Below are 8485 nucleotides of genomic sequence, written 5' to 3'. Positions count from 1 at the left end.
GCAACAAATTCAGTATTTGTTTGACTTCGTAGCCAAATTGGCGGCGTTGGGAGATCATTTTTCTGATCATGTATAATGGTCCCCAGCGTCACTTTTAGCTCAAAGCCGCCATTTTTTGCCAGTGCAAACGACAAGGGCCTGCGTTGCGGTCCGCCCCTTCCGATATCCACCCCGTTTTAACGGCTGGATTTAGAGAGCGATGCGGGGGATGATCGCTTGGTGTTGGGGGAGAGAGCCTGTGGATATGGAAACGGCAGTGAACCGGGTTGCGGATGTGGGGCAGGGCTTGGCCTTTGAGGCGGATTTGTTTGCCGATCCGGCGCAACGTATTGCCCTGTGGCAGTGCAATTCCCCGGCGCTGGTCACGCCGAAATCCTATCGCAAGCGGGCCGGGTTTGAGGAGGCTGTTGCGCGGTCCGGCGCGCGGGGCTGGCCGGTTGCTTTGCGGCCCAGCGGCGGTGGTACGGTGCCTCAGGGGCCGGGGGTTTTGAACCTTGTGATGGCGCTGACGGTGCCGCAGGGTTTTGGGATACATCAGGGCTATCAACTGCTATGCGATCCAATAATTGCGCTGGGGCAGAGCCTGGGGCTGGATCTGCGCCCCGGTGCAACGCCGGACAGCTTTTGTGACGGGGAATGGAACCTGTCCTCGCAGGGGCGCAAGATGGTGGGCACGGCGCAGCGTTTGCGCCCGTTAAAGGAACGGCGTGTGCGCATCATGGCCCATGCGCTGATCCTGATGGACGGACCTGTTGAACCGGGGGCTGAGGCGGTGGACGCCTTTCACCGCGACCTTGGGCTGGACCCGGTGCGCAGCGAGGTGCACACGACATTGCAGGCGGAATGCAAGACCCGCCTGCCTGATGAGGCCGAGATTGCGCGTCTATTGACGGCCCATGCTGAGCAGGCGGTCAGGGACAGGTTGGGCGAATAGCTACCCGAAAAAGCGCCCAAGCAGGCCGCGTTTGGCCGGGGTGCCGTCGCAATCGGCGGCACGGAGTTTGAACAGCTTTTTGCGTTCAAGAGTATATACTTGCACTGGAAAATGGCTGCGCAGCGAGGTGGAGTCGGTCTTGTCCGTCACGATCAGCGGGCCTTGGTCGGTTTGAATCCACACATCACCGCGCGAGTCACCCTCGGGCTCCTCCCAAAAGGAAAACCGATAGGTGTATCCATGGGCGCGCAGGGTCTCGGCCATATTTCGCGGTCATTCAGCCCATGGGTTCCTCAACGGGCCGCCCCGTTTCGTCCTGCACAGGGTCAAACTGCGCGAAACCTTGCGAGGTCACAATCCGCGTGATCCAATAGTCCCGAAACGCGTCGGCGGGGCGCAGGTCGAGATGGAAGAGCGCGGCAAGATGGGTGTCGATGTCCTGGGGTTGAAAGTCGATCTCTTGCAAAAGCGGGACAAGCTGGGCGTCAAGCGCGTCGATCTTGGCGGCGATGTCTGCGCGATTGGCAATGTCGGGATAGGCGTCTTCGCCTCCCGGATTGCGGGTCACGATTTGACCCTCGCGGGCGAGGTCAAACCACCCCTGCCAGATCGCGGCAATATCGGTGATCGCCTGCCCGAGCGCCGCCAGGTCGGCCTGAATGCCAAGGTCGAACATGTCGTTAACTCTTTGCACGGTGCGGAGCCCGCGATTGCCGATAGGCGGCCCGAGCAGGACGAGTTTTTCAGTGCTTTCAGACATGGCGACGTAGCTTTAGACCAAATGCACGCGGAACGGGTAGCCGCGGAATGGGGCGAGAGTGAGTCCTTTAGGGGGGCCTAAGGCTGCGGGAGAAGTAATACGCGCGCGCCGGAGCGGCCATGAGGGCAACATGCAGAGAGGGTTGGCTTTGAACCAAGGCTCATCGATGCTGCAGTTTGGAAGAACGGCATCTTTTCAAATTGTGAAGTGTTGACCCTCACGTTGTGTGAGGTCCCATAGAAGGGTCATGGAAGAACGAATCGAGGAATATACGGTAGGAGAATTGGCGCGTGCTTCAGGCGCCACTGTCCGCATGTTGCATCACTATGATGCCATTGGTCTGTTAAAGCCTGCTCATGTAACTGCGAAAGGGTATCGGATTTATCGGCAGCCTGAACTTCTTAGGCTTCAAGAGATCCTGTTTTACCGCGCAGCAGACATGTCGCTAGACGACATCACGATGATTTTGAACACGGGAAACCCAGTCGAGAGGCTGGTCTCGCATCGTGAGAAAGTTGCCGCGCAAATGGAAAAATACGCCGCGATTATTGCAACGCTCGATAGGACAATAATGAAACTAACAGGAGAAGAACCCATGACACTCGAAGACCTCTACAAACCTTTTCCCAAGAGTAAGCAGGCCGAATACGAAGATTGGCTGATCACAACCTACGGTCAGGAAATGGCTGCAAAAATCGCCAATGCTCGCGAGCGCCTCGGTGCCGAAGTGGGCGATACCCTGGACGCCCAGAATAAGAAGCTAAAAGGAATCGAGGCGAAGCTAGTTGCCACCTACGAAGCTGGAGGCGACCCCAAAATGGCTGATCTATCAGCTCACCAGAATTGGGTGGCCGAGATGTGGGGATATCCATGCACAGCAGATGCCTACGCCAAGCTGTCAGAACTCTATCTGGCTCATCCAGACTTTATTGCGCGCTATGAAGCACTATCAGAAGGGTTTAGCCAATGGCTGACCACCGCAATGGTAGCGTGGTCGGCGAAGAACGGTTAACTCATTCCGCCTTGCGGTCATTCGGATATCGTGCCCTGACGACCGCAAAGTCCGGCATGTCGCCTGTTCCCGTGGGTTGCAACGATTGGCAGGAGTCCGAGAACGGCCCCAGCATTGGGACAGTCAACGAACCAGCCAAATGACACACGGGTTTCGGCGATAACGCACATCTTGTGGCTGTATCGGCGGGCGATCCTTTTGCGGGCAGGCTTTGCCGATCTGAACCTACGGTGTCGCCCAGCTGCGGACCCTAATCCACCGTCAAGACGATCTTGCCAACATGGGATTTTGCCTGAAAGCTTTCCTGCGCCTTGGCGATATCGGCCAGGGGGTAGGTTTCGGCGACGAGCGGTTTGATCTCGCCCGCCTCGATGCGTTTGATCAGGTTGCCAAACACTTGCGGTTCCAGAATGGTGCAGCCGTAAAAGCTCAGATCCTTGAGGTAGAGCGTGCGCACGTCCAGTTCCACCAGTGGTCCGGCAATGGCTCCGGCGACGGCGTAGCGACCAAAGGGGCGCAGCACGTCGAGCAGTGCGGGCCAGCCCGGTCCGGCGACCAGATCAATGACAACATCGACACTGTTCTCGCCCAAAACGGCCCGAAGGTCGTCTTGGCGATCGACACATTGCGCCGCTCCAAGATCCATGAGGGTTTCGATCTTGGCGGCGCTGGTTTGGGCGATCACCTCGGCACCGCGGGCGCGGGCGAGCTGCACAGTGGCAGAGCCGACACCGCCAGAGGCACCGGTCACCAGCACGCGATCTCCGGCGCGAAGATTGGCGCGGGTCAGCATGTTTTCGGCGGTGGAATAAGAGCAGGGGAAGGAGGCGAGCTCGGTATCTGACAGGGGCGAGGTGATCGGATAGGCATGGCGCGCGGCGACGCGAACATATTGCGCAAAACCGCCGTCACATTCAGAGCCGATATACCAGGGGCTTTGCAGCAGGGCACCATCGGCCTCCTGCAGGCAGGGTTCGACAATCACGCGCTCACCAATGCGGGCATCGGTGATATCGGGGCCGGTGGCAACGATATGGCCACAGATATCGGCCCCCTGGATGCGCGGGAAAGTCAGGGCATTGCCACCCCAGCCGGCATCCTCGGCGTCGTTATCACCCTTGGAATACCAGCCGATCCGGGTGTTGATATCGGTATTGTTGACCCCGGCAGCCGTGACACGGATGAGCACATCGGTTGCGGCTAGCTCGGGCAGGGGCAGATCGTGACGCAGCTGCAGCATCTCGGGGCCGCCATGGCCGATCATAGCGATGCCGGTCATATGGGTGGGCAGGGTCATGGCGCGCTCCGTTCGTTGCTCTGCAGGGGACGGTGGCGCGGGGGAGGCAGCATGTCAATCGTTGAGGGGGAAATGGTGGTCGAAGGCGTCTTACCGCGTCAATTGCGGTCTGGTTCGCGCCCGTCCCGCCCTAAACCCCAGCGCAGAAATCCCGTATCACGGTCACTAAATCCAGCGGTTCCTCGAGATGTGGGCTGTGGCCTGAATCAGGAAAGCAATGCCGTCGCGCCTGTGGGGCATTGGCCGCCATCCAGGTGGCGGCGGTGGAGGGGTAGACGCGGCTGGCGCCGCCATGGCCGATGAGCCAGGGAATATCGATTTGCGGAATGGTTGCTCGCAGGTCCAGCGCCATCATCTCATCCCAATAGTGCGCCATGATAGTGGGTTCATTTGTCAGGATCTGTTGCAGGGCCTGATCCCGGCTGTAACCCGGCGCGCCGGTCTTGCGGGCAAACATGGTTGTGGCGATCTTTTGTGCGGCTTGCGGCCAATCGGTGTGGATCTCGTGCCGGGTTGCGGCCTGACGGTCAGGGGTTTGACCGTTCAGGCCAAATTGCCAATCCTCGCTATTGATCGGCTTGGGGCTCATATCCAGGGTCACAAGGCCTTTGATCCCGCGCGTGCCGTGCTGGGCAATGTAGTGCCAGGCAATGGCGGCCCCCATGGACCAACCCACCACAATGGCCGGACCATTGTGCCAGAGCAGGTCTTGCAAGAGGTCGCTGCACGCCTGCAGGCTGGCCGGGGTTTTGTTATCGCCATGGCCGGGCAAATCCGGAGCGATTCCGCCAAGTTCGGCAAGAACAGGGTCGAAAATCGAGCCACGCATTGTCCAGCCATGCAGGAAAATCAATTGCGTCATTTGCTGCCCCGGAGGCGGCCGACAATGCCGGTGGGGAAGAAATAGACGCTGAGGATGAACAGCACCCCAAGCCAGAGCAGCCAGCGATCCGGATCAAGCAGGCGGGAGAGCAGCGGCAGGAACTCGGTCGCCGTCGCAGCGCTGCCCATCAGGTCTTGCAGATAGGTTTGCGCCAGCACCAGCAGCGTTGCCCCCACAGCCGCGCCCCAGATCGTGCCCATGCCGCCAATGACCACCATAAGCAGCAGGTCGAGCATGATGGTGAAACTCAGTGTGGTATCGGGCCCAACATAGCGCAGCCAAAGCGCAAAGAGCGAGCCGGCCAGCGCCGCGGTCGCGGCTGAGAGACAGGTGGCGACGGTGCGATACCAGACCACGCGATAGCCGATGGCCTCGGCGCGGAAGTCGTTTTCGCGGATGGCTTGCAGCACCCGGCCAAAGGGGGAGTTTACCACGCGCAGCATCAGCAGAAAGAGCAGCAAAGAGCAGGTGAAAATCAGGTAGTAATTCAGCAGCTTGCCATTGATTTTCACGCCGAGGAATTCGCCCATGCGATTGGCGGGGCCAAGTTCGCGCGGGATCTTGAAGGTAAACCCGTCTTCGCCCCCGGTCAGCCAGCTGAGTTGCGAGACCAACACCGCCACAGCCGAGGCCACGGCGAGGGTGATCATGGCGAAAAAGATTGCGCGAACGCGGAGGCTAAAGAGGGCAATGAGAAAGGCAAAGGCGGCGGCAAGAGCCGCGCCCGCCAGACTGCCGATGATGATGGAATGAAACCCGCGCCCCATATGCAAAGAGGCAAGGCCGACCCCATAGGCACCCATGCCGAAAAACATCGTATGGGCAAAACTGACCACACCGGTATAGCCCAAGAGCAGGTCATAGCTGGCGGCGAGCACGATGAAAATCGCGATGCGGGCTGCCGTATCAAGCGAGCGGACGCCGGGGAACAGGAAGGGGGCCAAGGCGAGGCCAAGGAAGATCACCAACACCACAATCGTGAGGATCTTGGAGCGGGGCGTGTCGTTGGACAGAAGCGTTTTCAGCATGGTTAGAGCCTCACTTTGCCTTATTTCGCTTTGACCACGGGCATCATGCCCTGCGGACGCCACATCAGGATTGCGGTCATCAGGCCGATATTGGAGATCAGCGCCAGTTTCGGTTCGAGAAAGGCGATGTAGTTCTGCAAAAGTCCGACCAGCAGGGCGCCGATAAAGGCGCCTTCGACACTGCCCAGCCCGCCGATGATCACGACGATAAAGACAAGGATCATCATCTCTTCGCCCATGCCGGCGGTGATGACTTCCTCATAGAGGCCCCACATGACGCCGCCCAATCCGGCCAGTGCGGACCCGGCGATAAAGACACCGACAAAGACGATGCGCAGGCGATAACCCAAGGCCTCGACCATTTCACCGTTTTCCACCCCAGCGCGCACGATCAGGCCGATCTTGGTGCGGCGGAAGACGAGCCGCATGGCGATGAACAGCGCCAGCCCGATGGCAACGGCCAGCAGGCGGTATTTCTCCAACGCCGCGCCCCAAAAGGTGATCGCCCCTTTGAGCATTTCGGGACGGGTGAGGAAAATCTCTTCGGGCCCCCAGATCACATGGATCATCTGTTCGATAACGATCAATCCGCCGACGGTGACAAGGATCTGTTTCAGATGCGCGCCGTAGACGGGTTTGACGATCACCCGCTCAAAGGCCCAGCCGAGCAGACCGGTGACAGCCATAGCGGCGAGAACGGCGAGGAAGATGGCGATGAGGTTGAGGGTCAGCGAAGGCGCACCGGCCCATTCGGCAAGGCCGAAGAGGACGGAAATGCCGACGAAAGCGCCCACCGAGATAAACGCGCCATGGCCGAAATTGATCACATCCATGAGGCCAAAAACCAAGGTCAGGCCCGAAGCCATGACAAAGATCATCATGCCCATGGCCAGGCCAGAGACAGTCAGGGTCAGCCAGCTTGACGGGTTCCCGATGGCGAGAAACCCCAGGACCACAAGGATCGGGATCAGCAGCACGGGCAGGGCATTGGCCAGACGTTCCGCAATGGGGACAGAGGCAAAGGTGGGTTTGTGATCGGGGGCGATGCTGGTCATGTCGCGGCCTCCATGGACAGGCCCATCAACTGTTCCTGAAGGGCGGCGTTTGTTGCGAGCTCTTGCATGGTTCCGCTCCAGACGATTTTGCCGTCATCCATCACGGCGGCGTAGTCACCAATCGCCTTGGCGACGGCGAAATTCTGTTCGACCATTAAAATGCTGGCCCCTTGGTTTTTGAGTTCCTTCAGCGCGGCGGCCATGGTGGAGACGATGGCCGGGGCGAGGCCCTTGGTCGGTTCATCAATCAGGTAAAGCTTGCGCTCTTCGGCCATGGCGCGGGCGATGGACAACATCTGTTTCTGCCCACCTGACAGGTTCCCCGCCTCGGAATTCCAAAAGGTTTTCAGCGGCGGGAAGGCGGAAAAGATCCAGTCGCGGCGCTGGGGCGAAAGCGGGCCAGAGGCGGCGGCAAGGGTCATGTTTTCTTCGACCGTGAGATCGGTGAAAATACCCATATCCTCGGGGACAAAGCCGATGCCAGCGCGGGCGCGGGCCGGGGTTGGCGTCTCGGTGATATTGTCCGTGTCGAAATGGATTGTGCCGGTATGGGCGGTCCAGAGGCCCATAATGGTGCGCAAAGTGGTGGTTTTGCCAACACCGTTGCGGCCCAAAAGCATGGTCACTGCGCCACGTTCAACCGCAAGGTCGACACCGTGCAGGATGTGATATTGGGCAATATCCGTATGGACGTTTTGCAGTTTCAGGATTGCGTCAGAGGCTTGATCAGACATCGGCCAGCTCCTTGCCCATGTAGGCGTCTTGCACCACGTCAGAGGCCATGACCTCGGCCGGGTCCCCATCAGCGACCAGCGCGCCATTGTGCAAAACGATGATGCGGTCGGCGAGGGTGCGGATCACGTCCATCTTGTGTTCGACCAGCAGGATGGTGCGGTCACGCTCGGCCTTGAGTTCGGCGATCAGGTCAAGCACGACGGGCGCTTCGTCAACGCTCATCCCCGCCGTGGGTTCGTCGAACATATAGACCTTGGGGTCGATGGCGATCAGCATAGCTACCTCAAGCTTGCGCTGATTGCCGTGGGAGAGCTCAGACACCGCCTGGTCGCGCAAAGTATCTAGCCGCACACGTTCCAGCACCGACATGGCTTCGACTGTCACGGCGTGGTGGCTATCGGCCAGGGTCAAGAGCGAGGCTTTGGAGCCGCGATGCGCCTGGATGGCGAGGCGGACATTTTCCAGAACCGAGAGGCCGGGAAACAGGTTGGTGAGCTGAAAGGCCCGGCCAAGCCCACGCTTGCAACGCTCGGAGACCGAAAGCCGGGTGATGTCATCCCCCATCAGGGAAACCGAGCCTGCCGAAACCGGAATCTGCCCGGAAATGAGGTTGAAATAGGTGGTCTTGCCCGCGCCATTGGGGCCCACAATGGCGGTCAGTTCCGAGGCGTGAAAGGCGCAGGACACCGCATCAACCGCCACATGTCCACCAAAGCGCACGGTCAGCCCGTCCGTTTCCAGAAGCACCTGGGTCATCATTCTGCCTGTTTGTCAGAAGGGG

Annotated in this window: 10 protein-coding genes; 2 read left to right on the top strand and 8 right to left on the bottom strand. The window is 59.6% G+C overall.

Annotated features, from left to right (window positions below; translation table 11 throughout):
• The first annotated feature begins 244 nt into the window (after nt 1–244).
• The gene (locus CLV87_RS22830; protein WP_099249669.1) at nt 245–934 is read left to right on the top strand and encodes a lipoate--protein ligase family protein; all 690 of its coding nucleotides are present in this window, start codon (nt 245–247) and stop codon (nt 932–934) included.
• Here the strand turns inward: CLV87_RS22830 and CLV87_RS22825 are convergent, their stop codons facing one another.
• Together CLV87_RS22825 and CLV87_RS22820 are read right to left on the bottom strand one after the other, a co-directional pair.
• A complete protein-coding gene (locus CLV87_RS22825; protein ID WP_099249666.1) occupies nt 935–1198 on the bottom strand; it encodes a hypothetical protein in 264 nt (87 codons plus the stop codon).
• A 13-nt stretch (nt 1199–1211) separates the two neighbouring features.
• The gene (locus CLV87_RS22820) at nt 1212–1694 is read right to left on the bottom strand and encodes a hypothetical protein (protein WP_099249664.1); all 483 of its coding nucleotides are present in this window, start codon (nt 1692–1694) and stop codon (nt 1212–1214) included.
• Between the two features lie 247 nt (nt 1695–1941).
• On the opposite strand from CLV87_RS22820, the gene CLV87_RS22815 reads away from it, so the two are divergent.
• On the top strand, nt 1942–2706 hold the full coding sequence (locus CLV87_RS22815) for a MerR family transcriptional regulator (RefSeq protein ID WP_099249661.1): 765 nt from the start codon (nt 1942–1944) through the stop codon (nt 2704–2706).
• A gap of 250 nt (nt 2707–2956) precedes the next feature.
• Here the strand turns inward: CLV87_RS22815 and CLV87_RS22810 are convergent, their stop codons facing one another.
• The 6 genes from CLV87_RS22810 to CLV87_RS22785 form a co-directional block, all read right to left on the bottom strand.
• A complete protein-coding gene (locus CLV87_RS22810; RefSeq protein ID WP_099249659.1) occupies nt 2957–4003 on the bottom strand; it encodes an alcohol dehydrogenase family protein in 1047 nt (348 codons plus the stop codon).
• Nucleotides 4004–4133: 130 nt separating this feature from the next.
• On the bottom strand, nt 4134–4865 hold the full coding sequence (locus CLV87_RS22805) for an alpha/beta fold hydrolase (protein WP_099249657.1): 732 nt from the start codon (nt 4863–4865) through the stop codon (nt 4134–4136).
• Nucleotides 4862–5914, bottom strand: a complete 1053-nt coding sequence (locus tag CLV87_RS22800) for a branched-chain amino acid ABC transporter permease (RefSeq protein WP_099249654.1) — start codon at nt 5912–5914, stop codon at nt 4862–4864. The genes CLV87_RS22805 and CLV87_RS22800 overlap by 4 nt, the downstream gene beginning before the upstream one ends.
• A 20-nt stretch (nt 5915–5934) precedes the next feature.
• Entirely contained in the window at nt 5935–6969 is a 1035-nt protein-coding gene (locus CLV87_RS22795) for a branched-chain amino acid ABC transporter permease (RefSeq protein WP_099249652.1), read from the bottom strand.
• On the bottom strand, nt 6966–7703 hold the full coding sequence (locus CLV87_RS22790) for an ABC transporter ATP-binding protein (RefSeq protein WP_099249649.1): 738 nt from the start codon (nt 7701–7703) through the stop codon (nt 6966–6968). Before CLV87_RS22790 ends, CLV87_RS22795 begins: the two co-directional genes overlap by 4 nt.
• Nucleotides 7696–8460: an ABC transporter ATP-binding protein gene (locus CLV87_RS22785; RefSeq protein WP_099249678.1), complete on the bottom strand. Its 765-nt coding sequence runs from the start codon at nt 8458–8460 to the stop codon at nt 7696–7698. The genes CLV87_RS22790 and CLV87_RS22785 overlap by 8 nt, the downstream gene beginning before the upstream one ends.
• Nucleotides 8461–8485 lie beyond the last annotated feature (25 nt).

Source organism: Pelagimonas phthalicica, from assembly GCF_004364805.1.
In the GTDB taxonomy this organism is placed as follows: Bacteria; Pseudomonadota; Alphaproteobacteria; order Rhodobacterales; family Rhodobacteraceae; genus Pelagimonas; species Pelagimonas phthalicica.
Note: the sequence above shows the minus strand (reverse complement) of the source record. Positions and strands in the feature narration are given on the sequence as shown.

Bases quoted from the DNA above. Each gene is read 5' to 3' on its own strand.
- CLV87_RS22830 (WP_099249669.1), top strand. From the start codon at position 245: ATGGAAACGGCAGTGAACCGGGTTGCGGATGTGGGGCAGGGCTTGGCC.
- CLV87_RS22815 (WP_099249661.1), top strand. From the start codon at position 1,942: ATGGAAGAACGAATCGAGGAATATACGGTAGGAGAATTGGCGCGTGCT.
- CLV87_RS22785 (WP_099249678.1), bottom strand. From the start codon at position 8,460: ATGACCCAGGTGCTTCTGGAAACGGACGGGCTGACCGTGCGCTTTGGT.
- CLV87_RS22795 (WP_099249652.1), bottom strand. From the start codon at position 6,969: ATGACCAGCATCGCCCCCGATCACAAACCCACCTTTGCCTCTGTCCCC.
- CLV87_RS22825 (WP_099249666.1), bottom strand. From the start codon at position 1,198: ATGGCCGAGACCCTGCGCGCCCATGGATACACCTATCGGTTTTCCTTT.
- CLV87_RS22810 (WP_099249659.1), bottom strand. From the start codon at position 4,003: ATGACCCTGCCCACCCATATGACCGGCATCGCTATGATCGGCCATGGC.
- CLV87_RS22790 (WP_099249649.1), bottom strand. From the start codon at position 7,703: ATGTCTGATCAAGCCTCTGACGCAATCCTGAAACTGCAAAACGTCCAT.
- CLV87_RS22800 (WP_099249654.1), bottom strand. From the start codon at position 5,914: ATGCTGAAAACGCTTCTGTCCAACGACACGCCCCGCTCCAAGATCCTC.
- CLV87_RS22820 (WP_099249664.1), bottom strand. From the start codon at position 1,694: ATGTCTGAAAGCACTGAAAAACTCGTCCTGCTCGGGCCGCCTATCGGC.
- CLV87_RS22805 (WP_099249657.1), bottom strand. From the start codon at position 4,865: ATGACGCAATTGATTTTCCTGCATGGCTGGACAATGCGTGGCTCGATT.